General features: G+C 46.8%; 18 protein-coding genes. 3 read left to right on the top strand and 15 right to left on the bottom strand.

Going from position 1 to position 23,989, the window contains the following annotated elements; translation table 11 throughout:
* Positions 1-99 precede the first annotated feature (99 nt).
* Positions 100-1,041, bottom strand: a complete 942-nt coding sequence (locus HCZ42_RS07430; RefSeq protein WP_167420093.1) for a bile acid:sodium symporter family protein — start codon at positions 1,039-1,041, stop codon at positions 100-102.
* Positions 1,042-1,256: 215 nt separating this feature from the next.
* The gene (locus HCZ42_RS07425) at positions 1,257-1,850 is read right to left on the bottom strand and encodes an acetate uptake transporter (protein ID WP_167420092.1); all 594 of its coding nucleotides are present in this window, start codon (positions 1,848-1,850) and stop codon (positions 1,257-1,259) included.
* Positions 1,851-2,375: 525 nt separating this feature from the next.
* Between HCZ42_RS07425 and HCZ42_RS07420 the strand changes: the two genes are divergently transcribed.
* Positions 2,376-4,751 carry an ABC transporter substrate binding protein gene (locus HCZ42_RS07420; RefSeq protein ID WP_167420091.1) on the top strand — a complete coding sequence of 792 codons (2,376 nt, stop codon included), beginning with the start codon at positions 2,376-2,378 and terminating at the stop codon, positions 4,749-4,751.
* A gap of 111 nt (positions 4,752-4,862) precedes the next feature.
* Here HCZ42_RS07420 and HCZ42_RS07415 read toward each other — a convergent pair whose 3' ends face one another.
* The 3 genes from HCZ42_RS07415 to guaB all read right to left on the bottom strand — a co-directional run bounded on the left by HCZ42_RS07415 (position 4,863) and on the right by guaB (position 9,929).
* Positions 4,863-6,548 carry a glycoside hydrolase family 19 protein gene (locus HCZ42_RS07415; protein ID WP_167420090.1) on the bottom strand — a complete coding sequence of 562 codons (1,686 nt, stop codon included), beginning with the start codon at positions 6,546-6,548 and terminating at the stop codon, positions 4,863-4,865.
* 261 nt (positions 6,549-6,809) lie between these two features.
* A complete protein-coding gene (guaA, locus tag HCZ42_RS07410; protein ID WP_167420089.1) occupies positions 6,810-8,363 on the bottom strand; it encodes a glutamine-hydrolyzing GMP synthase in 1,554 nt (517 codons plus the stop codon).
* 99 nt (positions 8,364-8,462) lie between these two features.
* Positions 8,463-9,929 carry an IMP dehydrogenase gene (gene guaB / locus HCZ42_RS07405; protein WP_167420088.1) on the bottom strand — a complete coding sequence of 489 codons (1,467 nt, stop codon included), beginning with the start codon at positions 9,927-9,929 and terminating at the stop codon, positions 8,463-8,465.
* A gap of 233 nt (positions 9,930-10,162) precedes the next feature.
* Between guaB and xseA the strand changes: the two genes are divergently transcribed.
* A complete protein-coding gene (gene xseA / locus HCZ42_RS07400) occupies positions 10,163-11,494 on the top strand; it encodes an exodeoxyribonuclease VII large subunit (protein WP_167420087.1) in 1,332 nt (443 codons plus the stop codon).
* On the opposite strand, the gene HCZ42_RS07395 is transcribed toward xseA, so the two are convergent.
* The 3 genes from HCZ42_RS07395 to HCZ42_RS07385 form a co-directional block, all read right to left on the bottom strand.
* Positions 11,491-11,718 carry a zinc ribbon domain-containing protein gene (locus HCZ42_RS07395; RefSeq protein ID WP_167420086.1) on the bottom strand — a complete coding sequence of 76 codons (228 nt, stop codon included), beginning with the start codon at positions 11,716-11,718 and terminating at the stop codon, positions 11,491-11,493. The genes xseA and HCZ42_RS07395 overlap by 4 nt on opposite strands.
* A gap of 384 nt (positions 11,719-12,102) precedes the next feature.
* Positions 12,103-12,777, bottom strand: coding sequence for a response regulator (locus tag HCZ42_RS07390; protein ID WP_167420085.1), 675 nt, complete (start codon positions 12,775-12,777; stop codon positions 12,103-12,105).
* A complete protein-coding gene (locus HCZ42_RS07385) occupies positions 12,770-14,293 on the bottom strand; it encodes an ATP-binding protein (RefSeq protein WP_254868909.1) in 1,524 nt (507 codons plus the stop codon). The genes HCZ42_RS07390 and HCZ42_RS07385 overlap by 8 nt, the downstream gene beginning before the upstream one ends.
* 337 nt (positions 14,294-14,630) lie before the next feature.
* Between HCZ42_RS07385 and HCZ42_RS07380 the strand changes: the two genes are divergently transcribed.
* Positions 14,631-16,037, top strand: coding sequence for an anion permease (locus tag HCZ42_RS07380; protein WP_167420083.1), 1,407 nt, complete (start codon positions 14,631-14,633; stop codon positions 16,035-16,037).
* 84 nt (positions 16,038-16,121) lie between these two features.
* Here the strand turns inward: HCZ42_RS07380 and HCZ42_RS07375 are convergent, their stop codons facing one another.
* From HCZ42_RS07375 to HCZ42_RS07345, 7 genes are all read right to left on the bottom strand, one after another.
* Positions 16,122-16,988 carry an alanyl-tRNA editing protein gene (locus HCZ42_RS07375; protein WP_167420082.1) on the bottom strand — a complete coding sequence of 289 codons (867 nt, stop codon included), beginning with the start codon at positions 16,986-16,988 and terminating at the stop codon, positions 16,122-16,124.
* Positions 16,989-17,059: 71 nt separating this feature from the next.
* Complete coding sequence (gene der / locus HCZ42_RS07370) at positions 17,060-18,547, bottom strand: ribosome biogenesis GTPase Der (protein WP_053409627.1); 1,488 nt, start codon at positions 18,545-18,547, stop codon at positions 17,060-17,062.
* Positions 18,548-18,703: 156 nt separating this feature from the next.
* Positions 18,704-19,864, bottom strand: coding sequence for an outer membrane protein assembly factor BamB (gene bamB / locus HCZ42_RS07365; RefSeq protein ID WP_167420081.1), 1,161 nt, complete (start codon positions 19,862-19,864; stop codon positions 18,704-18,706).
* Between the two features lie 11 nt (positions 19,865-19,875).
* Positions 19,876-20,490, bottom strand: coding sequence for a YfgM family protein (locus HCZ42_RS07360; protein ID WP_167420080.1), 615 nt, complete (start codon positions 20,488-20,490; stop codon positions 19,876-19,878).
* Positions 20,491-20,552: 62 nt separating this feature from the next.
* Positions 20,553-21,821, bottom strand: coding sequence for a histidine--tRNA ligase (hisS, locus tag HCZ42_RS07355; protein ID WP_167420079.1), 1,269 nt, complete (start codon positions 21,819-21,821; stop codon positions 20,553-20,555).
* A 30-nt stretch (positions 21,822-21,851) separates the two neighbouring features.
* Entirely contained in the window at positions 21,852-22,970 is a 1,119-nt protein-coding gene (ispG, locus tag HCZ42_RS07350) for a flavodoxin-dependent (E)-4-hydroxy-3-methylbut-2-enyl-diphosphate synthase (RefSeq protein ID WP_053409631.1), read from the bottom strand.
* Positions 22,971-22,978: 8 nt separating this feature from the next.
* Entirely contained in the window at positions 22,979-23,905 is a 927-nt protein-coding gene (locus HCZ42_RS07345; RefSeq protein WP_167420078.1) for a RodZ domain-containing protein, read from the bottom strand.
* Between the last annotated feature and the right edge of the window lie 84 nt (positions 23,906-23,989).

Raw genomic sequence — 23,989 nt, 5'->3', positions numbered from 1 at the left:
AATCACAACAAGCACAAAATAAGTCGTTTCCTACGGAATCCATTCACTTATAGAAAAGGCGAACGCAAGGTTCGCCTTTTCTATAATTCAATTTGTGTTTCAGTTGCTGGTTTGTACATTAAGCTTTTCATCATCAGTCGGACGTTTAGCCCAATAGCCCGCCAGTAATGAGCCGGATAGGTTATGCCAAACAGAGAAAATCGTCCCAGCCACTGCTGATGCGGGCGTGAAAAACTTCATCGCCAATGCAGTCGCTAATCCTGAATTTTGCAAACCGACCTCAAGCGCCACTGTGCGGCTGATGGTGTGATTAAAACCAAGCCAACGGCTGATCCAGTATCCTGACGCCAAACCGATACCGTTATGCAGCACCACAGCGAGGGCGACGATTGGACCAATACTCGCTAACTGCTTCGCATTCAGCGCAACAACGATAGCGATGATCAACACGATAGCCAACATAGAGACCAGTGGCAAAATAGGCTCTAGCTTTTCGGTTACTCGGTGCATAAAGACATTCAACAGCAAACCAACACCAACCGGCAGCAAAACAATCTTGATTAAGCTCATCAGCATTCCCATCACTGGTACATCAATATGTTGCCCTGCAAGAAGCTGGACTAGAAACGGTGTTAACACCACACCGCAAAGCGTAGATATCGACGTCATAGTAATCGACAACGCGACATCACCTTTCGCCAAGTAACAGATGACGTTGGACGCGGTACCACCCGCAACACTGCCAACCAACACCATACCAACGGTAAGCACTGGGTCGAACGCTAATAGCATACTAATCAGTAATGCGGCACTCGGCATGACGCTAAACTGCAGTACCAGTCCGATACCCACTGCTTTTTTATTGCTGAGCACATTGAGAAAATCTTTCGGTCTTAGCGTTAAACCCATTGCCAGCATAATGATCGTCAATAAAGGGACGATCTGGCTTTTCAGGTCAACAAACGTTGCGGGAGAGAAGTAAGCGAAGGCTGAGAATAACGCCGCCCATAAAGGAAAGAGTTGAGTAATTGTCCTTAACATAGTGATACATTCCGTTTTTGTATTTCAGTTATATTTCTTGCTCCAAGCTCTAACCTACCCCACTCAACGTAATATATACAATCGTATTTATATCAAAATATTCATGTTCTCAATGAAGCTACGCTATTGTGCGTGTACAACATTGGCTTCAACTCACCAAACGATAGATACAAAAAAGGCCGGCACTTGGCCGACCTCTTAACAAGGTGGTTGAATTAAGCTACGACTGCAGTTTCAACTTGGCGAGTCACTTTCGCAGTACCAACTGGCAATACAGTACGACCGTATTCATTGTTTAGTACCTGTGCCATTGCGAAGTAAATTGCGCTCGCACCACAGAAGATACCCTCGATACCCGCGATAGTGCCGATAAACTCACTGCCTGTGAAGTCACGAGCAGCCAGCAGGAAGAACAATACCGTTAGCGAACCAAACACGATTTGTTTTGCGGTTGGGTAGCATAGAGAGCCGATGAACATGAAGCCGGTGAAAATACCCCAAAGCGCTAAGTACCAGCCCATGAAGTTTGCTGGGCTAGCAGGAAGGCCCATGTTAGGCATTACGATAACACCCACTAGGGTCAGCCAAAACAGGCCGTAAGAAGTAAACGCAGTTGTACCGAATGTGTCACCACGTTTGAAGCACATCATACCGACAAGAACTTGGCCAAGACCACCGTAGAAAATTCCCATTGCTAGAATCATTGAATCAATTGGGAAAAAGCCTGCATTGTGGATGTTTAGCAGGATTGTGGTCATCCCGAAGCCCATTAGGCCTAATGGAGCTGGGTTTGCCAATTTCGTTGACATTTTGCGCACCTTTAAAAAAAGTTAATAAAAATTACGCGCGAAGTTTAATGAAGCAACACCTAAACACAAATGCGTTTTTTCACAAACTAAGTTTGCACTTTTACTCTCAAACCCTTAGCACTGTGGTGAAGCTTTGTTCAACGTTTAAATTTTGGAAAAATACACGTCACTGTCACGAGTAGGATGTAAGCCGAATGCCAATGATTTACTAAAACCATCTGTGCAACTTACGCATAATCGCTAAGCGACTGAATAACGTATAAAAGCGGCAACAAAGCGTGAGATAGATTACATAACTTCTTTTATTCATCGTTAACTCATCACGATTTCAAGACCAATTCACTAAATAGTCAGCAACATACGCACTTCTGTGCTTAAATTTCTATACTGATGAACAAAATGGGTAATAGTCGATTGAAATTATTGAATTTTGGACAAGTAAGATGGCACTTCAACAAGGCTTATGAGGCCATTTTGCGCTATCTAATTCAAACTCACTCGATAAGAAAGCTGCTGTGTAGCTTCATGGTTAGCGTGCTTTGCTATGCCCCTACTTACTCTCATGCCGATGAGCACAATGTGCTAATCCTCAATTCCTACCACAGCAGTTTTCCTTGGACAGATAACCTGGTTAACACCATTAAAAATGAACTTGCAAAATCAGGCTATCACTCCATTGATATCGAGTTTATGGACACCAAAGAGTATGGTTTTGGTGAAGAATATATTCAGCGCTTAAGAAGTGACTATGGCTACAAGTTTAAAGGCAAAGAGCTCAGTTTGGTCATTACTACCGATGATAATGCACTTAACTTTGTTCGCAGGTTTCACGATGAAATTTTCAAAAACAGTCCGGTTGTTTTTGTCGGTATAAATAATATTGCATTAGCCGAGGTATTGGACCGCAATTTGTTTACCGGTGTTTTTGAAGTTGAACCCTTTGTCGAAAATATCGACTTGATATTGGAAACCAACCCTAAAGTAAAAAAAATCCTGCTTATTTTTGACAAGACGCCAACCGGTGAAGCTCGTTGGGATACGATATCAACAACCTTCGAGCAATACCCTAATATCACCTTTGAACGTATATACGGTAATGAGACGCTGGGTGATTTAGAAAACTATGTAAACAATCTGTCTGATGACACCGGAATTATCTTCGGCTCTTACTACAGCGATGCGTCCAACCGCTATGTGTCACTTGCAGAAGGGGCTAACCGAATCAGTACCGCATCAAGCCAACCTGTCTATGCCATGCACGAGCAATTGATCGATTACGGCGTGACGGGAGGCAAAGTGATTAACGCCAAGAAGTCGGGACTGCTAGCGGCAAACCAAGCCATTCAGATACTCAAAGGCACCCCAACCGCCGAGATTAGCATGATCAAAGAAGATATCGGCAGCTATATTTTTCGCTATGACCGACTGGTCAAATACAACATTTCACCGTCAACACTGCCCTCTTCTTCTCATATTATTGGTCAACCTTTTAATCCATGGGAAGAGTATTGGCTACAAATATCAATTACTAGCATATTATTGACTGTACTACTGATTACTAATGTCGCCTTATTTAAAAACATCAGGAAAAGAGAAAGTATTCAGAAGCAGCTTGAGAAAACCAATTTACTGTTAGACAGAGAAGCCAATATTGACACTCTCACGGGGATGAGAAATCGATTCAATTTAGAAGCTTGGTTGAAGTCGATAAAATACGAATCAAGTGACTATATTTTGGTTTATATCGATATCGACCAGTTTAAGTTGATTAATGATTACTACGGTCATAAAACGGGCGATAGCATCGTCAGCCAAGTAGCAGAGAGATTGGAACAAAAACTCCCTCATGCCAAAAACGTCTATCGGATTGGTGGTGACGAATTTTGCATTGTCTTTTCAGCCGATGAACAAGACTCAGATGAGGTTTCTTCGTCGATCATCAACTGCTTTAGCCGACCTTATTATGTGGAAGACGAGGCCAGCGTAAAAGTCACTGTCAGTGGCGGGATGGTTCACACAGCTCAGCTCAGTGACTCATCCGATTCTCTCAAATACACTGACATTGCGCTTTATCAGGCGAAAAACGAGGGCGGAAACAAGATCCTGCCTTATGTTCAAGAATATGACTCGAATGTCGCACAACTCAACAATGCCAGCGCACATGTTCAAAAGTTGATCCGAGAACAACGAGACTTTGGCTTTTATGTCCAACCGATTGTCGAAATGAAAACACGACAAACAGTGGGCTACGAAATGTTGCTCAGACTCACCTATGACGATGGTTCTAGCGTACCTCCGCCCCTTGTTGTACGAGCATGTGAATTGACCGGAGCCATACATACGCTCACCGTTGAAACCTTTAAAGCGGCCTGTCGTTTCCTTGCCATGTCAGATCCAAACACCTTCCTGACCATCAACCTCAGTCATGCTCAGCTTATGGTGATCGACGTGTTAGATGAATTGGAGCTTCAATTTAGAACAAGCGGCCAAGATGTTAATCGACTCATCATTGAAATTACCGAAGACAAATTCCTCGAAGAACCCGCGTTTATCGACACCCTCAACGAGTTTAAAGCGAGAAATATTCGTTTAGCGCTGGATGATTTTGGCAGCGGTTATTCCTCTTTGTCTTGTTTGAAGAGTATCCCTTTGTACATTTCAAAGCTGGATAAACGCTTTGTCACGCACCAAGCCTACTCTAAAGAATCCATGACCCATCTATGTCATTTATGTTCTAGCCTAGGTTTGAGAGTGCTGGCTGAAGGTATCGAAGATCTCAGTGACTATGAACTGTGTCTTCAATCGGGTGTTGAATTAGGTCAGGGATACTATTTCTCTCGCCCAATCCCATTCGAACAAGCCGTAGGGCTCTCTTCATCCCTCGCATCAACAGCACCTTAATTGCTCACACAACAAAAAAGCAAAGCCCGTGGGAGCGGACTTTGCTTAATGGATTTCGTGAGGCTCAATTACACGTTGATTGGCTACTCAAACATTGAGTCTCAACATGAGTTATTGGCAGGATATCTCATCCCAAAACCAGTTCGATTGAGTCGGGCTTTCCCATACCCCAGGTCCATTCTTAGCAACAAAACACTTACCGTTGTAAGTAACTTTATCTCCGTCGGCGACTTGAGTCTCACCCGGCTGCCACTGAATGAATGTACCAGTATCCGGATTTGGCGTTGGGTCAGGCTCTGGTGTCGGTTCTGGATCAGGCGTTGGTTCCGGAGTTGGCTCAGGCGTAGGCTCGCTTGGCGTTCCTGCGATCAACTCCCATGGTCCACCTAAGCTCGGCTCATGTCCTTGAGTCCACCATTTCGCTTGATACGTCGCTCCTTGGTATGTCACTTCTTCTCCACCCGTGTATATCTTGTTGGCATCCCATTCGTTACCCGTGCCGCCGCCCGTATCTGGGTCGACAGGGTCGAGTTGGTCAACAACTCGAACTTCTGGCCAACTCGCGTGCGATTCATACAAGTTAGTCACACACTTCTCGTAATCCCCCGGAACCAGTGCAGAATACGCGGTCTGGAAGCCGACTAGTTCACACTCAAACGAGTAGCCACCCGGACGGTCTGCGTAATATTTCCAGTTTCCATCCCAGTTGGTGTAGAGCACATCGGTTGCGCCATTTAAGTTAAGGCTTCCGTAAGGGGTTTGCTGCCAACAGGTGTTCTTTTCGTCGGACTCGATAGGGATTTGATAGTGTGAAGATAGCCCTTCCCAGTAGCGGATCCGGTTGACTGGTTGACCTTTGTCTTTGTTCTGCTCACCGCACTCGATCCCACCGTTGATGATATTAATCGTGGTACCAAAGCCGTAACCAATACCAGCGTCAATTTCACGTTGTGACGGCACCCAAGTGCGGTCAATAACATGTAGCATCGCTGGTTTCGGAGCTTGTGGAGTTAAGAAGAACCAAATAGCAGAAGCCAGATTCAGCCAAGAGTCGGCCACCAAACCAGGATTGTTCAGTAGTACGGTAGCATCACCGTCAAACATCACTTCAGAGAAGGCGCCATAGTTAAAGTGATAAGAAAGCTGTTTCGCGCCACGGCCAAAATAGCCCTGTCCAGCGGCACATGGCCATTTTTTGTTTTGCCAATCGTTCTGTCCACAACCCGTGGTGTAACCCGCTTGACCTTCTGACCAGCCCATTTCACGCACGTGAACCAAAGCTTGCTGCCACTCTTCCAACGCAAGCGGATTGTCAGACACGTTGTCTTTCGAAATGTGCCCACCAGTTTCCTGCGCAAAGTGCGCAAACGCAGTCACAATAGAACGCTTACAAATCGCGTCGGAGTCACGTCCATCGGTGTACTCGGCACAAAATGCTGGGAACTTGCCGATCGCTCGTAAAAATCGAGTGTACGTGTATTCCGGAGCAGCCATGTGAGTCAGAAAATCCCATTCTGCTTGAGGGAAAACTTTCTCTGCTCGCTTGACATTATCTGGATTGGTTGCGCTGCCGGGCTCTATAGCTTCCACCAAGGTATTTGGCGCGGTACGGAGCGCTTGCGACCATATTTGATACATAGGGTCAGCAGTTTTTTGCTGTTCGGCCGCTTCTATATCTGCCCGTGAAACAACATAACCAGTTGGGTTAAGCGGATCGGGTTGGATGTTCATCGTCGCCCAAGCCGTTGGAGCCGCAGTTAGCATCGCTAAAGCGGTTACATAACTTCTTCTCATCATCTTTTAAGTCCTTGTGTTAAAAGCAATCAAAGGGTAGATAAAGGGGACTGAAGAATCACGACAGGTTCGGTTTGCGAACGTCAACTTGCGAGTGAGTGTAAGTTTGCTACGCACATTGAAACTCACGTGTTACAAAAACTGTTTATCCGCTTCAAAAATGACAACCGTGGAATACAGAAAAAATCCCATATTGCAGTTGCTAAATTCTGGCATAAAAAAACCAGCCCGAAGGCTGGTTTTATCAATCATGTTCGAAGCAGATTATTCCCACTCGATTGTCGCTGGTGGCTTACCAGAAATATCGTAAACAACACGTGAAATGCCGTCAACTTCGTTGATAATTCGGTTAGATACCTTACCTAAGAAGTCGTACGGTAGATGTGCCCAATGCGCTGTCATAAAGTCGATGGTTTCAACGGCACGCAGTGATACAACCCAGTCGTACTTACGGCCATCGCCCATTACACCGACAGAACGAACTGGTAGGAATACCGTGAACGCTTGAGATACTTTGTCGTATAGGTCTGCTGCGTGAAGCTCTTCAATAAAGATAGCATCAGCACGACGTAGCAAGTCACAGTATTCTTTCTTGATTTCGCCAAGAACACGAACACCTAGACCAGGACCTGGGAATGGGTGGCGGTAAAGCATGTTGTACGGAAGACCGAGCTCTAGACCAATCTTACGAACTTCATCTTTAAATAGCTCACGTAGTGGCTCAACTAGACCCATTTCCATATCGTCAGGTAGACCGCCCACGTTGTGGTGTGATTTGATCACGTGCGCTTTACCCGTTTTAGATGCTGCAGACTCGATTACGTCTGGGTAGATAGTACCCTGAGCTAGCCATTTCGCGTTTTTCAGCTTCTTCGATTCTTCATCGAATACGTCTACGAACACGTGGCCGATAGTCTTACGTTTTTCTTCTGGGTCAGACTTGCCTTTTAGTGCTTCAAGGAAACGCTCTTCTGCATCAACTTTGATGATGTTTAGGCCGAACTTGTCGCCAAACATATCCATTACTTGCTGACCTTCGTTTAGACGAAGCAGACCGTTATCGACGAATACACACGTTAGCTTGTCGCCAATCGCGCGGTGAACCAGCATAGCAACAACGGATGAATCCACACCGCCAGATAGACCTAGGATAACTTCATCGTCGCCCACTTGCTCTTTAATGCGAGCAACGGCGTCTTCGATGATAGATTCCGATGTCCATAGACGTTCACAACCACATACGCCAAGAACAAAGTTCTCTAGCATTTGTAGGCCTTGTTTTGTGTGCGTTACTTCTGGGTGGAACTGAACGCCGTAGTATTTCTTCTCTTCGTTCGCCATCGCAGCGTAAGGACATGTGTCAGTCTCACCAACTTTTACGAAGTCTGCTGGGATTTCTACTACTTTGTCACCGTGGCTCATCCAAACATCTTGAATCGCTTCAAGATCTTTAAACAGTGAAGATTCGCCAGAAACTTTAACTTGTGCGTAGCCAAACTCACGCTCGTTTGAGCCTGCTACTTTACCACCTAGCTGCTCTGCCATGGTCTGCATGCCGTAACATACGCCAAAAACAGGAACACCTGAGTCAAATACATATTGAGGTGCGCGTGGAGAGTTCTCTTCCGTTACGCTTTCAGGGCCACCAGATAGGATGATGCCATCTGGGTTGAATTCGCGAATATCCGCTTCTTCTACATCCCAGCTCCATAGTTCACAGTAAACGCCGATTTCACGTACGCGGCGCGCAACTAATTGAGTGTACTGAGAACCGAAGTCCAAGATCAGAATACGTTGGTCATGGATATTTTTAGTCATTTTGAGCAGTCTTTTTTAGGCTAAGTGATTAAAACCGAGGCGAGTGTACTCGCCTCTTCTTAATGCTTCAAGGAAAAAGCAAACGTTTACGTTAGGCTATTAGTTACCTAGACGGTAGTTTGGTGCTTCCTTAGTGATCTGAACGTCGTGTACGTGAGATTCTTGCATACCCGCGCCAGAGATACGTACAAATTCAGCTTTAGTACGCATATCTTCGATAGTTGCAGAACCTGTTAGGCCCATGCTTGAGCGTAGACCACCCATTTGTTGGTGTACGATCTCTTTTAGGCGGCCTTTGTATGCGATACGACCTTCGATGCCTTCAGGAACAAGCTTGTCTGCTGCGTTATCAGACTGGAAGTAACGGTCAGAAGAACCTTGAGACATCGCGCCCAGAGAACCCATGCCACGGTAAGCTTTGTAAGAACGGCCGTTGTAAAGAATCACTTCACCCGGAGCTTCTTCTGTACCAGCAAACATAGAACCAACCATCACACATGATGCACCAGCAACGATTGCTTTACAGATATCGCCAGAGAAACGGATACCACCGTCGGCAATAACTGGAATGCCGTATTCGTTCGCTACTTCAGCCGCATCTGCGATTGCTGTGATTTGAGGTACACCCACACCCGTTACGATACGAGTAGTACAGATAGAACCAGGGCCGATACCCACTTTCACTGCGCTTACGCCAGCTTCGATAAGTGCTCTTGCACCAGCACCTGTTGCGACGTTACCGCCGATGATGTCTAGATCTGGGTGAGCCGCACGAGTTTCACGAATACGCTGTAGAACGCCTTCAGAGTGACCGTGAGAAGAGTCGATAAGTAGTACGTCGACGCCTGCTTCAACAAGTGCCGCAACACGCTCTTCGTTACCCGCACCAGCGCCAACTGCTGCGCCAACACGTAGACGACCACGATCATCTTTACATGCGTTTGGTTTACGTTCTGCTTTATGGAAGTCTTTTGCCGTGATCATACCGGTTAGTTTGAACTCGTCGTTCACTACCAGTACTTTTTCAACGCGCGCTTCGTGCATTTTCTCTTGAACTTCTTCGCGAGTTGCACCTTCGTTTACAGAAGCCAGACGCTCTTTAGGCGTCATTACTGCAGATACTTTCTTAGATAGGTCAGTCACAAAGCGTACGTCACGGCCAGTGATGATACCGACCAGTTCGTTGTGCTCTGTTACTACAGGGAAGCCTGCAAAACCGTGCTTTTCAGTCAGAGCGACTACGTCAGCGATGGTTGCGTCTGGGTTCACTGTCACAGGGTCTGATACAACACCCGCTTCGAAACTCTTTACTTTACGAACTTCGGCAGCCTGTTGATCAATAGACATGTTCTTGTGGATAAAGCCAATGCCACCCTCTTGCGCTAGCGCGATAGCTAGACGAGCTTCAGTAACGGTATCCATAGATGCCGAAATCATTGGGATGTTTAGGGTGATGTTCTTAGTCAACTGAGTGCGAAGATCAGCTGTGTTTGGGAGAACGGTGGAGTGTGCTGGCACAAGTAGTACGTCATCGAATGTCAGCGCTTCTTTGGCAATTCTTAGCATTTGCAATATCTCACAATTAGAGGAGTAAAAGAACAATCCAAAGTCTCATCGTTTCGCATAATGAGGGCAGCGAGTGTTTGTTCACAAGCTACATTTGGATTAGATATTGCGGTGGGATTATACGGTTAACGCAATCGCTTGACTACAAGTTTTTTAATTTTTTTCTTGCATTTACCCCCTTGCTATGTATTATATTGCCGCTAATTTCCATACCTATGTCCGCGAGATTAGCTGTGCCATCTCAGACCAACCAAAACATCTTCACCGTCTCACGTCTTAACGCAGAAGTCCGTCTGTTACTTGAAAATGAAATGGGTATTGTTTGGTTGATTGGCGAAATTTCTAACTTCTCAGCTCCCGTATCAGGACACTGGTATTTCACGCTTAAAGATTCCCGCGCTCAAGTTAAATGTGCCATGTTCCGTGGCAATAACCGTCGTGTGACTTTCAAACCGACAAATGGCAACCAAGTTATCGTTAAAGCTCGTCTCTCTTTGTATGAGCCACGCGGTGATTACCAATTGATCATCGAAAGCATGCAACCTGAGGGGGATGGTCGTCTACAGCAAGAGTTCGAAGAACTTAAAATGAAGCTGGCGGCGGAAGGACTGTTTGCTCAAACCAGCAAACAAACCCTACCCGAGCACCCGAAATGTGTCGGTGTCATCACTTCAAAAACCGGCGCAGCGCTGCACGATATTTTGGATGTACTCAAGCGTCGAGACCCATCGCTTCCAGTTGTCATCTATCCAACGACGGTTCAAGGGGATGCGGCGGCAATTGAAATCGCTCAAGCGATTGGGCGTGCAAACAGCCGTAACGAGTGTGATGTGCTCATTGTTGGCCGTGGCGGAGGCTCATTAGAAGATCTTTGGTGCTTTAACAATGAGATCGTCGCACGAACAATTGCAGCCAGCCAAATACCCATTATCAGTGCGGTAGGACATGAAATCGACGTCACTATCGCCGATTTCGTTGCTGATATGCGCGCGCCAACACCGTCGGCAGCCGCAGAATTAGTCAGCAGAGATAACAGCCATAAAGAGCAGGCGTTTGTTGCGCGTCAGCAAAAGCTGATGAGTGCCATGCGCTATTACCTCAGTCAACAGAGCAAGCTATCTACCTCGCTAACTCACCGTTTGGAGAGGCAACATCCTAGCCATCAACTGCAACGCCAAAGCCAACAACTTGATGAGTTACAACTGCGCTTACAACGTTCGATGGATCATTTTATTGCTTCGCGTTTACAGAAAGTCGAACGTCAGCAATACAAACTCCAGTTGCACTCGCCAGTAAAACGACTCAACCAACAAAAATCATCGTTACAGTATTTAGAACAAAAACTGCTTGATGCAATGGATAGAAAGCTGCTCAATACCAGACACCAACTCGCGTTGGCAGCAGAAAAACTCGATACAGTGAGCCCACTTGCAACCCTAAAACGCGGTTACTCAATTACACAAAACCAATCAGGCAAAGTGATTACCAAAGCGAGTGACACCAAAACGGGTGACACCTTGGTCACCCGCTTATCTGAAGGCGAAATCCGCTCAACCGTCGTTTAGTCTACGAGTTTGTGAAACTCAAAGCGGACCCGAGACTTAGACTTGAGTTCGTTACAGCTATTACAAAAGTAGTTCGCCGCTCCGCACGCTTGTAATTTCTCTAACTCTGCATCGCAATCTGGGCAAAAACCGACCTTTTTAAAGTCTCCCGCGCATTGATGACAATGGTATTGGCCCGTCCACTCCAGCTCTACGCGACAATCAGGGCATGTGTTTTCGTTCATTATTCTACTCAAAACTGATTAAATTAGCTTTATCTAAAGTAAAGTCTATCCAATATCCTCACTATGACTTCTGTCATAGTTTTTGCTGTCAGTAATTCATTCATGGCAACCAACAGGTATGATAATCATGATCAAAGCAAGATCATCGGTAATTTCCCTCTTGATCAGCGATCTGCCCCTAAAAGAACATTTATATAACCACACACCGAAAGCATAAGTTACATATCCTGTCTTTGAATTTTAAACGACACAAAAAACTAATAACGAATTAAAAATCAAACTTTACGATATTTAATAAAAAGATCATCTCAAAATACGGCCGAGTTACAATTGCGTGTAATTCGAATTTTCACTCGCTGTCGTTCCAATTGTAGCCCTTACCACTCAAGAGGTTTCAATGTGTGGGCGTCGATAGATACGTGTCGGTCTTCCGACCTTCCCATGCTCTAAGAAGGCGATCAACTCTCCGTCCTCTACCGCTTTATCCAGATAGCGACGCGCGGTACTTTTGCTGATACCAAAGCTCTTAGCAATCGAACTCACGGTCATTTCAACATTGGCATGATGGAACTGGTCAACGATTTGCTTCAGCGTATAAGCGTCTGTGGCCGTCGATTTTTGTTGCATTCTCTGGCTATGGAATAAAGTATCGACAGCGCCCTGAGCGAGCTTACAACCTTGAGTCAATGTTTGTTGCATCATGCAGTACTTATCTAAGCTTTCTGCAAGTCGGCTGTAGTCCAGCGGTTTCACTAGATAATCCAGTGCGCCGTATCTAAGCGCATTTTGTACTGTCGTCACATCATTAGCTGCCGTGACCAAAATACATTGGGGCTTCTTAGGACTGCTCAAAAGCTCCAACAAAAACTCAACCCCGAGCCCATCTGGCAAATAGTTATCGACCACCAACAAGTCGACATGGGTAATCGCGAGTAATTCACGCGCGTTTGCCAAGTTCACCGCGATACCTAATACCTGAAAGCGTGGGTCTTTCTCGATAAAGTGCGCATGAAGCGCGGCAATATCCCGGTCGTCTTCAATAATTAATACCTTAAACATCGCCTTCCTTAGTGAAATATACTGTAAATGATGTTTCCTCTTGGTCACTATCTAATTCGATATGCCCACCGACTGATTCAACAATCGACTGAACCAAATGCATACCGATGCCGTGATCATGGAAATCGTCTTTGGTGGTGTAACCCAACTGACACAAGACTTCCAAACTGACATTGATCGCCGGGCCGTTATTGGCAACCGACAACACGCGCTCAGTGGTGGTGTCGTACATCGCGATACGGATCAGACCATGCTGTGTTTTTTCCAAGACTTCGATGCTGTTACTGATCAAGTTGCCAAACAGCGAACTCAGCAGTTCTTCATCCATTTTGCTCGGCAGCGCACTCCACCCCTGTAACTCGGCAAGGTCAACATCAATCCCCTTTTCCGCCGCTTTACCGACATTGGCGAGGATTAACCCAGAGATCAATGGTAAGGATTGCAACTGCTTAACGCTGTCCACATTCGCTTGGTTGGTTTTCGCTTGTGATAACACCAGACTCAACGCTTGTTCGACGTGGCCCAGTTGCAGCAAACCCGCGAGTGAAGAGAGCTTATTCTGGTACTCGTGCCGAGTCACCCGTACCGATTCAAGGTACTGGCTGACTTGGCTAATCTTATTGGAAAGCAACTGCAGTTCCTGTTGGGTACGCAGACTGAATACCGCTCCGGCTTGTTGGCTATCCTGATTGCGTAGTGTCACCCGAGTGACAACGAGGCTGCGTCCGTTCACTCGAACCAAACGGTCAATGTAGTCTTCCCCATGCAGAGAAAATGCCCCTTCGTCATGAATAAAATTCGCAAGGGGTTCAGGCAGAACCAAAGCTTGTTTAATACCAAGCAACCATTTTGCCGAGTCATTAATTAAGTAAAGTTGTTGGTTGCTGTTGACCGCCATTAGTCCCTCGTGCGCCGCTTGAAGTACGCCTTGATTCGTTTTGAGCGCTTGATTGAGCTGCCATGGCTCCAAGTGTTGCATCTTATCTCGCACGTACTCGGAGAATCGCCAAGCAACCAAACCAGAAATGGCCATACTCAGCGCAGCAAATAGCAGTAATGGCGATAGCGTTTCGTGGTTAACGACGGCGATCGACTGCTTGAGATAGCCGACTTTTATCATGCCGATAATCTCTCCCGACGAGCCAAACAATGGTGAGATATAGCGCACCGATGGTCCCAATGAACCGACACCGTGAGACAAATACGCTTCGCCAGTGGTCAGTGCTCTCTCAATATCACCGCCAACCACAGGTAAGCCGATACGCCCCTCAACTGGGTGTGCTAAGCGAATGCCGTTATTGTCACTGACGGTAATAAAGTCCGCGTCTGTTTCTTGTTGCAGCACACGCACAATACGACTGACATCTTCACTGCTTTTTCTTTCTACCGCATCAAGCAAAGAGGAGAGTTTCGCTAACTGTTGAGATTGCACTTGCGCGCGTAACGCGACTTGTTCAGATAACACCTGATTCAGTCTTTGTGTGCTGACCATCCACCAGCCGATGGAGCTCAACATCAATGCACCGCATAACAGCAACGTCAGGTGCATTGTAAAAGAGTGGGGGAAAATTCGTGGCGCCATAGCTTTGTCTGTCGAAAACCGTGAGTAGCTAGAATACGTTGTTCCTAAGTGCAATTCAGCCCAGCTTGCCGCGAAATTGAAAAAGATCCCGTTAGTGACGTTTATGATTTTAATTATTTTAATGCGCCTAATCGCAGGCCTGTTACATGCGATATTTGCACTGCTTTTCAATGTCATTGACTCACCAGCTCAATGCCAAGAGTTTTTGATTTAACACAGGTTTAAGCGCTATTTATCGAGATAAGTTGGCAAAAAATCCACGGAGGTTTCTATGCTAACTTCAACCAACATACGATTACTTTCATTAGTCGTTATCGGGGTGATCCTTTGGTTCAGCCCCATCCCTGAAGGACTATCAGAGCAAGCTTGGCACATGATGACTATCTTTGTCGTCACAGTACTGAGTTTGATTATTGCACCACTACCACTTGGTGCGATGGCTTTGATGGGCCTGACTGCGGCTACGTTACTTGATGTACTGCCAATCAAAACGGCACTAACCGGGTTTGCCCATCCAACTATCTGGATGATTGCCGCGGCGTTCTTTATTTCGCGTGGCTTTATTAGTACAGGTTTTGGGCGTCGCGTCGGTTACTGGTTTATTTCTAAACTTGGTAACAGCTCATTAGGTTTGGCTTACGGCCTAGTGTTGACAGATTTACTTTTTGCCCCAGCGACGCCGAGTACGACAGCGCGTTGTGGCGGGATTATTTCTCCTCTTTTCCGCTCTGTGGCGAGCGCTTACGACTCTGATCCAGAGAAAGGCACCGAAAACAAAATTGGCGCGTTCTTGGTTCAGTGTATCTTCCAATGTAACGCGATCACCTGTGCGATGTTCTTGACCTCGATGGCGGGTAACCCGTTAGCCGCTAACTTTGCTAAAGAGCAAGGCGTTGAGATCACTTGGGGCGCTTGGGCGCTAGCCGCGATTGTTCCTGGGGTGGTGTGTTTGTTCTTGATCCCGTTGGTGATGTACCTCGTCTTCCCGCCAGAGCTGAAAAAGACACCTGAGATGCGTTTAATCGCGCGCCAGAAACTGTCAGAAATGGGCGCAATGACGCGTGATGAATGGATGGTATGTATTACCTTCATCGGCATGGTCAGCTTATGGGTACTTGGTCCAACATTAGGAATTCACTCAACCGTTACTGCACTATTGGGCTTAGTATTCCTGCTTATCACCCGAACCATCACTTGGGATGCGGTGCTACAAGAAAAAGAAGCGTGGCACACCATTACTTGGTTTGCGGTGTTAGTGATGATGGCAGCGCAACTGAACAAACTGGGCTTTATCGGCTGGTTTGGTGACATGATCGGCAGCTCGCTTTCTGGCTATGGTTGGCTCACCACCTTGGCAATCTTGCTACTCGTTTACTACTACAGCCACTATATGATGGCGAGTGCGATGGCACACATCAGCGCGATGTACTCCGCTTTCTTAGCTATCGCTATCGCAGCGGGCGCACCTCCAATGCTGGCTGCTATTGTGCTTGGTATCTTTAGTAATCTATACATGTCGACCACGCACTACTCGTCAGGCCCTGCTCCAATTCTGTTTGGCGCTGGCTTCCACACCTTACAGAACTGGTGGAAGATTGGCTTTGTCTTCTCACTGATCGTGATTCCGGTATTCTTCTTTATCGGTGGCGCTTGGTGGAAAATGCTGGGTATGTGGTAATCCAGATGCAAAAAAGCCCGCAGAGTGCGGGCTTTTTACTTCTCGTCGATTGACGTCGTCGTGACTCTTATTTCGCTGAGACTTTTACTTCGCCTTCACTAAGGTCAACATTTCAATATTCTGCTCATTGACCGCTTTTAGTTGAACCTGAATTCGCACATATTCATCTAAACTTGAGGCGTGTGTACCACCGCAAGGAATCACCGCAGGCTCACCTTCCCCCAAATCACACTGCCAGTAACGTGAATCCGTTAACGCTTCCCCGTGGCATTCGACATGAATTGCCCCGCCCAAAGCTAACCACGCTTCGACTTGTTGGTTCACCTTTAGCTCGATATCAGCTAGGTTTTGTAGCAAGTCAGCGCTATTAAGGCCACGTTTTCGCAGCGTTTTGCCTAATCGGTAACTATCAAGACACTGGTCTGGTGTCACAAAACTGGTCACTTGCGCGTAGCTGTTGAAATCATAATTCCCATGAGGGTCTTTACGATCTGCGTCTTTTCGCCAATAGCCGTTTTGATTGAGTACTTTATTCAGCGCAAGGTAAGCAATATGCCCAGCACTGTGCCCTCGGCTGAGTGACTGTTGATAAGCTTTATCCACTTCCAACGTCACCACTTGCTCAACCGATAGGCTTGGTGAATCCTCAGCTAAGCAGTGCACGACTACAAACACCCAACCTGGTTGATCACGCTTTACTGGGATCTCTTGTCCTACGTACAGGTCACCGCTGGCAAGTTCGACGGCCCCGACTTGGCAATCGATAAGCACTTCACCATTCAACCAGCCTTTATCTGCCGGATGATCTGGCCAAATGTGACTAACGGGATGAAACGGAGTTTGGTCAGTAACGACATAGACACACTGTTCAGTTTGGCTAATATGCTGAACTTGCGCTTCCAACTTCCACGTGTTGTGGCAAAACTGAGTGATGGTAGGGGTAATTTTCATACTTCAAAACTCTCAGTGACAAAAAAGCGCCAATAGATAACTATGGCGCTTTTGTTCAATCAAGGGATTGGTTATTTCTTGCGATTTTTCACCATGCTCATTAAGCGTTTGCGTTTACGCTCTTGAGACAGAGTCATCTTGTTTGTTTTATTTTCAAACGGGTTATCGCTGCTCTGGAAGTTGATACGGATTGGCGTACCCATGATCTCCAAAGATTTACGGTAGTAGTTCATCAGGTAACGTTTGTACGAATCAGGCAGTTCGTTTACCTGGTTACCGTGGATAACCACGATCGGTGGATTGTAACCACCTGCGTGCGCGTACTTAAGCTTCACACGACGACCACGAATCAATGGTGGCTGGTGATCTTCTGTCGCCATCTTCATGATACGAGTCAGAACGGAAGTACCTACGCGTGTTGTCGCTGATTTGTACGCTTCTTGAACCGATTCGAACAAGTGGCCAACGCCGGTACCGTGCAATGCAGAAATGAAGTGAATACGAGCAAAGTCAACAAAGCCGAGACGACGGTCTAGCTCTTTCTTCACTTGCTCTTTTACGTCTGTATCCAAACCATCCCATTTGTTCACTGCGATAACAATCGAGCGACCTGCGTTAAGTGCAAAACCTAATAGGCTTAGGTCTTGGTCTGAGATGTTTTCACGTGCATCGATTACAACGAGTACAACGTTCGCATCTTCAATCGCTTTCAGTGTTTTAACTACTGAGAACTTTTCAACCGTTTCGTTGATGCGTTTACGACGACGAACACCCGCGGTATCAATTAGTACGTACTCACGACCATCACGCTCCATTGGGATGTAGATTGAGTCACGCGTTGTACCCGGCATATCGTACACAACCACACGCTCTTCACCCAAAATACGGTTAGTCAGGGTTGATTTACCCACGTTTGGACGACCGATGATAGCTAGCTTGATTGGCTGATCCTGAAGGCGCTTAAACTCGGCTTCCGCTTCTTCTTCGGTGTAGTCCAGCTTCTCTTCTTCTTCGTCGATAAAATCAGTAAGGTCTTCGATTTCACCTTGCGCTTCTTCAGCCATTTTTTCTGCAAATGGGTTTAACGCACGGTCAATCAGCGCACCAACACCACGGCCGTGAGCCGCAGCGATTTGGTACATGTTTTCCACGCCCAATTGCCAAAAATCTGCTGATGCCGCATCCGCATCGATACCATCAACTTTGTTTACCACCAACATTGATGGTTTTTCAATTTTACGCAGGTGGTTTGAAATCGCGATGTCCGCGGGTGTTAGACCAGCACGGCCATCCACCATAAACAGCACAACATCAGCTTCGTCAATCGCCGCAAGCGATTGTTCTGCCATTTTTGTTTCCACACCTTCTTCGGTGCCGTCGATACCACCTGTATCGATAACGATAAATTCGTGTTCACCAAGTTTCGCTTGGCCGTATTTACGGTCACGAGTTAAGCCAGGGAAGTCCGCAACCAAAGCGTCACGCGTACGAGTTAATCGGTTAAATAACGTTGATTTACCAACGTTTGGACGCCCAACCAGAGCAACAACAGGTACCATAATAACCTCTACAATATTCTTTCTTATGTAGTTATAGGTAATGACTTGTCGGCTGACCAGTGTTTACCTATAACTACAGATTAAACTTATCTTTTCTCAATAAAACGGCTCCCAACTGTTACCAGCTAGGAGCCGAATGTGAATTGTATCACACGATTACTCGTTGATCGTCAGTTTCTTTACATTGCCATCACGGGTCGTTAATACGTAACCACCCGGCACTACAACTGGTGGAACCGCAAAGCCGCTGCTATCCACTTCTTGCTTAGCGACAAACTCACCGCTACTCGGGTCAAGCCAGTACAAGTAACCTTCGCTGTCACCGACGACAACGTAACCATCAATCACAGCAGGAGCTGTCACTAAGCGGTGCTCTAGTTTGTCGTTGCTCCAAAGCTCGGTACCACTGCGTGCATCAAATGCGACTAAATGGTCTTTTTCGGTGACGATAAACAGACGTCGAGCATCGCTCGCGATGTTGGTCGCCGACGAGTGGTTACGTTTCCAAACTGGTTTGCCTGAACGCAAGTCGATCGCCGTTAACTGACCGTTGAAGCCGATGATGTATAACGTACCACCAAGGATCAATGGCGAAGCGTCAACGTCTACAAGGCGGTCGATTTCAGTCGCGCCTTGAGGAAGACCGATAGGTTGTTGCCAAATCAATTGACCACGTTCGACAATCGCCGCCGCTAGACGACCATTAGCCGTTCCCCAGAACACGCCACCGGACATAGCGACTGGAGAGCTGCTGCCGCGTAGCGTCAAGTTAGGCACTTCAGTACTAATGGTCCACTTTTGCGTTCCGTCTTGTTGGTCAAGTGCCAGCAAGCTGCCTTTGTCGGTGTGGACAATTACCAGGTTATTGTCGGTAGCTGGTGCAGACAATACTTCGCCATCGACATCAACACGCCAGTTCAACTCGCCAGTTTCTTCGTTAAGAGCCAGTACCTGACCGTTCTCGCTGCCGATAAAGATTTGGCTGTAGCCAGCGGTTAGTCCGCCAGACAGTCGCGCCGACACTTCTTCTTCAACGTCTTGTTCCCAAATCAGTTTACCTGTTTCAGGATCAAGCGCTTTCACTTCACCGTCACGACTGGCGACAAACACTTTTCCGTAAGCATACGCTGGCGTCAGCTTCGAATAGTAGTTTGACACACCATCACCGACTGAAGCACTCCATAAGGTTTTTGGGGAGAATTCACTATCTACCTGAGGCACTGGAGCCATGATGATGGTGTCTTCTTCACCCGCACAACCTGCGAGTACTCCTGCACATATTGCAATTGCCAGCGCTTTTTTCAGCATTTCCTTCATGCTTATCGCCCTTACTTGGCTAGATCATCCAGCTTCATTTGAAGCGTTTGGCTAGCATCACCGCTTTGCTGTGCTTCAGTGTAAGCCGCGTATGCTGCTTGAGCGTCGCCTTTACGCAATAAAATATCACCGCGTAATTCAGCTACGCGACCAGCCCAGCTTTCATCTGCGATAGCAGAAAGCTCATTGATTGCTGCATCAAACTCACCTTGCTCCGCTTTTAGACGAGCAAGACGGTAGTGAATCACGGCTGAAACGGCTTGGTCATCCGTTGCCGATTGCGCCCACTCTAGTTGAGCAAGCGCTTCGTCAAGATTACCTGCTTCTACTTGGACTTTTGCTAATTGCAGCGCTGCCAGTACTGAGTATTGAGAGTCTTTATTCGCATCGATAAAGCTTTGAACGTTCGCTTCTGCTTCTGCGCCACTTGCAGCGATTTGTTGTACCACTGCCGTGTAGCTTTCAGACGCGGCTTCTTGAGCCGATGCAACAGAATCTTGGTAGTAGCGCCAGCCAAGCAAGCCACCAATACCAACAACGGCACCTAAGATCACCGCTTTACCGTTCTCTTTCCACCAGTCTTTGATCGCTTCTACTTGTTGTTCTTCAGTATCGTAGAGTTCCACTTCCTGTCCTCTTAAAATCTAAAAAAGTGGCGATATGTCATCGCCACTTCCAAATATGTTACTTAAACCAATTCTGCGAGTTTCGCAGTAACGTCAGCTTGGCTGTAGGTTTCTTGCGTGCCACCGATTAGGTCTTTCAATACCACGGTGCCATCTGCAACTTCGTTCTCGCCAAGTACTAGTGCGACTGCAGCACCAACTTTGTCTGCGCGCTTGAATTGCTTCTTGAAGTTACCGCCACCAAAGTGGTTCATTACACGTAGGCCCGGTACTTGTTCGCGTAGCTGCTCAGCTAGCTTCATACCCGCCATCATGGTGCCTTCACCTGCTGTCACCATGTAAACGTCAACGCTGCGACGAACATCAGTCAGCTCTAGTGTTTCTAGCATCAGCACCAAACGCTCTAGACCCATTGCAAAACCGACTGCTGGTGTTGCTTTACCGCCTAGCTGTTCAACCAGACCATCGTAACGACCACCACCACAAACGGTACCTTGAGCACCGAGGCTTTCAGTAATCCATTCAAATACAGTGCGGTTGTAGTAATCCAAGCCACGAACTAAACGTTCATTCACTGTGTATTCGATACCAGCAGCGTCAAGAAGTTCACACAAACCAGCAAAATGTTGTTTAGATTCATCACCTAAGTAGTCAGATAAGCGAGGCGCATCACCTAAAACCGCTTGGATGTCTGGGTTCTTGGTATCCAATACACGTAGCGGGTTGGTGTGCATGCGACGTTTGCAGTCGTCATCCAAGATATCCATGTGCTGTTCTAGGAACTCGATCAACGCGGTGCGGTAGTTTGCACGGTCTTCTAGAGATCCGATTGAGTTCAATTCAAGGCGAACGTGCTTATCGATGCCCAGCTCACGCCATAGGCGCGCCGTCATCATAATAAGTTCTGCGTCAACGTCTGGGCCATTTAGACCAAAGACTTCCACACCACATTGGTGGAATTGACGGTAACGGCCTTTTTGCGGACGCTCGTGACGGAACATTGGGCCCATGTACCACAGACGCTGCTCTTGGTTGTATAGCAAGCCATTTTCGATACCTGAACGAACACAACCCGCTGTACCTTCTGGGCGCAGCGTTAAGCTATCACCGTTACGGTCTTCGAACGTGTACATTTCTTTTTCGACAACGTCGGTTACTTCACCGATTGCACGACTGAATAGATGAGTCATTTCAACGATTGGCATACGCACTTCATTGTAACCGTATGCGCTGATTACGTGTTTCACTGTGTTCTCTAGCTTTTGCCACAGTGGAGATTGAGTTGGGAGGCAGTCGTTCATGCCTCGAATTGCTTGAATAGTTTTTGCCACGATAGTTACCGTAATCTTCGTTGAATTTATTTAATCTTGAACTTTAACGTTAATGCGGTTTTGCTCGTCCATTAGCGCCGCTTTTGCACGAATCTTCGCTTCTAGCTGACTAACAAGGTCATCGTTGTCAAAACGCTCTTTCTGACGTTTACCGTCTTCGTAAAAAGCGCTCTTCTTGTTACTGCCTGCTAGACCTAAATGCGACACTTCTGCTTCACCTGGACCGTTGACCACACAACCGATGATTGAAACATCCATTGGCGTAATAATGTCTTCTAGGCGCTCTTCTAGTGCGTTAACCGTACCAATCACATCAAACTCCTGACGCGAACAGCTCGGACAAGCAATAAAGTTGATGCCGCGAGAGCGGATTCTTAGCGATTTAAGAATATCAAAACCGACTTTGATCTCTTCAACAGGATTTGCTGCTAGAGAGATACGCAGCGTATCACCAATACCTTCCGCCAAAAGCATACCCAGACCGACCGACGACTTCACCGCACCCGCTCGAGCACCACCCGCTTCGGTGATACCTAAGTGTAGAGGTTGGTCGATTTTCTTCGCCAGCAAACGATATGAGTCTACGGCAAGGAAAACATCTGAGGCTTTCACGCTGACTTTGAACTGGTCAAAGTTAAGACGGTCAAGAATATCCACATGACGCATCGCCGATTCCACCAACGCTTCTGGCGTTGGCTCTCCGTATTTCATCTGAATGTCTTTCTCTAACGAGCCGCCATTCACACCGATACGGATTGGGATGTTCTTATCACGAGCGCAATCAACCACCGCACGGATACGGTCTTCTTTACCGATATTGCCCGGGTTTATACGCAAACAATCGACACCATATTCCGCCACTTTCAGCGCAATGCGGTAGTCAAAGTGAATATCAGCAACTAACGGAATGTTGACTTGCTGCTTGATTAGCTTGAATGCTTCCGCCGCTTCCATGGTTGGAACCGACACGCGCACGATATCTGCGCCAACATTCTCGAGCGCTTTAATTTGTGCAACAGTCGCTGCTACGTCTGTTGTTCTGGTGTTTGTCATTGACTGCACCGCTATCGGTGCACCATCACCAATAGGCACATCGCCCACGTAGATACGAGTCGATGGGCGACGTTTGATAGGAGATTCGTGTTGCATAGTAATGTCTAAGGTAAGGTGAATCTTGCTACTTTGCCTGAAGTATACCCAGAAAGGTCGACAGGTTCACTTGATAATGTCATTGAAACGTTTTCTGGCGCGCCTAAAATCACTTTATATGGCAGTTGACCCGCCAATTCGAGGCTTTGTCCGGCTTTTTTCACACCAGTTGAAAGAGTGTTGCCCAGATCGTCTTTGACCGAAATCCAGCAATCACCGTTGAAAGTGATCTTTAGTGTATTGCTCGCACTGGTAGGTTCTGCGGAGACAGGTTCTTCTGCCGGACTGTCGTTTAGCGCTTCTTCGCCCGTCATCGGCTCTTCTGCCTCAACGCCCTTCTTTTCTTGTTCTTCAGTTGTGGCTTCCGCTTGAGGTTCGACGTCAAGAGGCGCCTCTGCTTCTAAAGTGGTGAAATCATGCTCAGCAGGTTGCTCCGCCAACTGCTCATCACTTAACTGTTGTTCGATCTCTTGTTCTTGCTCGGTTGACGAGGTGAGGTCTTCAACCGCAGTCTCTTGGTTTTGCCACCACCACAATGAAGAAATCCCGATAATGACAATGACAATACCCCAAGTCAGCGTCATTATGCGGCTGTCGTGTTTTTCTCGGTTGGTTTTACGCGAGAAACTTTTCATCTCTTGTGCTTCTGGTTCTACGGTTTTTTCTTCGCTGGAGTAGGCTTTCAGTACCGTGTTTACGTCCATACCAACCACTTTGGCGTATGAACGAAGGTAACCTTTGGTGAAAGTGGCGACTTGATCAGAAGCAAATTGGTTGTTCTCGATACTTTGAATAATCGAAACGCGCAGACGCAGACGGTCAGCGATTTGTTTTTGGCTTAGGCCTAGTTGCTCTCGTTTATGTTTTAATAAGGTACCGGCTTGTACCAGATTGGTTTGTTCTTCTGGTGCTGTAATCTCTTTGTCAGCTGTCATGTCTTAACTTATCTCTCGACTGAATGAGTGGGTTGCACATCACTTTTTTTATTCGTTATGGGTAGCAATGTCGTGGACGTACTC

Origin of the sequence: Vibrio hepatarius (genome assembly GCF_011806575.1) — a bacterium.
Classification (GTDB): Bacteria; Pseudomonadota; Gammaproteobacteria; order Enterobacterales; family Vibrionaceae; genus Vibrio; species Vibrio hepatarius_A.
This window is presented reverse-complemented; position numbering and strand designations above follow the sequence as displayed.

Bases quoted from the DNA above. Each gene is read 5' to 3' on its own strand.
- HCZ42_RS07430 (WP_167420093.1), bottom strand. From the start codon at position 1,041: ATGTTAAGGACAATTACTCAACTCTTTCCTTTATGGGCGGCGTTATTC.
- HCZ42_RS07425 (WP_167420092.1), bottom strand. From the start codon at position 1,850: ATGTCAACGAAATTGGCAAACCCAGCTCCATTAGGCCTAATGGGCTTC.
- HCZ42_RS07420 (WP_167420091.1), top strand. From the start codon at position 2,376: ATGGTTAGCGTGCTTTGCTATGCCCCTACTTACTCTCATGCCGATGAG.
- HCZ42_RS07415 (WP_167420090.1), bottom strand. From the start codon at position 6,548: ATGATGAGAAGAAGTTATGTAACCGCTTTAGCGATGCTAACTGCGGCT.
- guaA (WP_167420089.1), bottom strand. From the start codon at position 8,363: ATGACTAAAAATATCCATGACCAACGTATTCTGATCTTGGACTTCGGT.
- guaB (WP_167420088.1), bottom strand. From the start codon at position 9,929: ATGCTAAGAATTGCCAAAGAAGCGCTGACATTCGATGACGTACTACTT.
- HCZ42_RS07395 (WP_167420086.1), bottom strand. From the start codon at position 11,718: ATGAACGAAAACACATGCCCTGATTGTCGCGTAGAGCTGGAGTGGACG.
- HCZ42_RS07390 (WP_167420085.1), bottom strand. From the start codon at position 12,777: ATGTTTAAGGTATTAATTATTGAAGACGACCGGGATATTGCCGCGCTT.
- HCZ42_RS07385 (WP_254868909.1), bottom strand. From the start codon at position 14,293: ATGTTGAGCTCCATCGGCTGGTGGATGGTCAGCACACAAAGACTGAAT.
- HCZ42_RS07380 (WP_167420083.1), top strand. From the start codon at position 14,631: ATGCTAACTTCAACCAACATACGATTACTTTCATTAGTCGTTATCGGG.
- HCZ42_RS07375 (WP_167420082.1), bottom strand. From the start codon at position 16,988: ATGAAAATTACCCCTACCATCACTCAGTTTTGCCACAACACGTGGAAG.
- der (WP_053409627.1), bottom strand. From the start codon at position 18,547: ATGGTACCTGTTGTTGCTCTGGTTGGGCGTCCAAACGTTGGTAAATCA.
- bamB (WP_167420081.1), bottom strand. From the start codon at position 19,864: ATGAAGGAAATGCTGAAAAAAGCGCTGGCAATTGCAATATGTGCAGGA.
- ispG (WP_053409631.1), bottom strand. From the start codon at position 22,970: ATGCAACACGAATCTCCTATCAAACGTCGCCCATCGACTCGTATCTAC.
- HCZ42_RS07345 (WP_167420078.1), bottom strand. From the start codon at position 23,905: ATGACAGCTGACAAAGAGATTACAGCACCAGAAGAACAAACCAATCTG.